The sequence below is a fragment of the Bartonella sp. CE47NXGY genome, from assembly GCF_042195415.1.
GTDB lineage: Bacteria > Pseudomonadota > Alphaproteobacteria > Rhizobiales > Rhizobiaceae > Bartonella.
Genome location: NZ_JBHIOI010000153.1, coordinates 1 through 1,210, shown reverse-complemented (window position 1 = coordinate 1,210; position 1,210 = coordinate 1). Strand labels below are relative to the sequence as shown.

The 1,210-nt window shown below is 37.4% G+C and carries 3 protein-coding genes; 1 reads left to right on the top strand and 2 read right to left on the bottom strand.

Annotated features, from left to right (window positions below):
* A partial coding sequence (locus tag ACFIL3_RS10310; protein ID WP_375682235.1) for a hypothetical protein occupies positions 1-360 on the top strand: 360 nt, incomplete at its 5' end.
* 35 nt (positions 361-395) lie between these two features.
* Here the strand turns inward: ACFIL3_RS10310 and ACFIL3_RS10305 are convergent.
* Both ACFIL3_RS10305 and ACFIL3_RS10300 read right to left on the bottom strand, forming a co-directional pair.
* Positions 396-680 (bottom strand): addiction module antidote protein, encoded by a 285-nt coding sequence (locus ACFIL3_RS10305; protein WP_375682234.1) that lies wholly within the window; start codon positions 678-680, stop codon positions 396-398.
* A complete protein-coding gene (locus ACFIL3_RS10300) occupies positions 661-969 on the bottom strand; it encodes a type II toxin-antitoxin system RelE/ParE family toxin (RefSeq protein ID WP_375649232.1) in 309 nt (102 codons plus the stop codon). Before ACFIL3_RS10300 ends, ACFIL3_RS10305 begins: the two co-directional genes overlap by 20 nt.
* Positions 970-1,210: the final 241 nt, after the last annotated feature.

Sequence of the window (1,210 nt, the reverse complement as noted above, 5' to 3'; positions counted from 1 at the left end):
CCCTTGCAAGGGAGAAATCTTCATACCCAGCAGGTAAGCTTTTTGCGGCTTAATTTTAGCTATGAAGATAAAGAAAACGCTATGAGAATAGGCACGCTACCTCGTGGTGCTTTGATTACTTCGATTAAAGTGTTTGTTAAGACAGCATTTTCGGACACAAAGGTCAAAATAGGGTGCACTGCTGGAGGGACTGAGTTTGGTGAAGCGGAAATCAAACAACAGGCAGTAAAAGAGGTTAAGCCCACTAATCAGAAGGAATTTGTCCCTTATGATGAAGAACTTACTCTCTATGCTAAAGCTGATAAGACAGTACAAGCTGGTCAAGCAAGTATAGTCGTTGAATTCGTAACCAATCACTAAAATTGAGGGGAGAGATCTATTAGCTTCCCCTCAGTTTATGAATTAACAGATTGTACCGAGAGTTGTAAATTAAGGGCAGATAAGACAGCGACTAAGGTAGAAAGTTTAGGGTCACCTGTTTTGCTTAAAGAGCGGTATAATCCACTGCGTTCTCGATTGGTTTCTTTTGCTAAGGCACGCATATTTTGTGCTCTAGCAACAATACCAAGGGCATCCGCTATATGAGAGGCATCACCGGTTTTAAAGGCTTCATTAAGAAATGCTTGTTGTACTTCAATGTCTTCAAGATATTCTTCTGGTTTAAATGGGGTTATTTTCATCACTGTACTCCTCTTTTAACTTTAATGCTTGTTCAATATCTTTTTTCTGCGTTGATTTATCTCCACCACATAACAAAAGGATAAAATCAGAACCTTTTTTTGTAAAATAAATTCGGTAACCAGCACCATAATGGATACGTAATTCACCTATGCCATTAAAGAATTTAACATCACCGAAAAGACCCTGTTTTAAGCGGACAATACGTTGAAGAATAATAGCCTTAACGCTTTTATCTTTAAGTTTCTTAAGCCAAGTATCAAATTCTATCGTTTTATGGATGAACACCATTTGAGTACTATAATACACAAAATATATAATATCAATAGTAATAATTTTTACTGAAAGGTATTTTGATGACACGTCATTATATTCGGGTTAAGACCGGAGGACCGATACCTGTAAAGCGAGATGTTTATCGTCATAAGAGAACACTTTCGCACTTAGTGTCGGTCATTCAAGATGAGATTGATGACATAGCCGATGAGTATGTTCAACAAATCCAAGAAAGCATTTTTGCAGCCATTCGTTT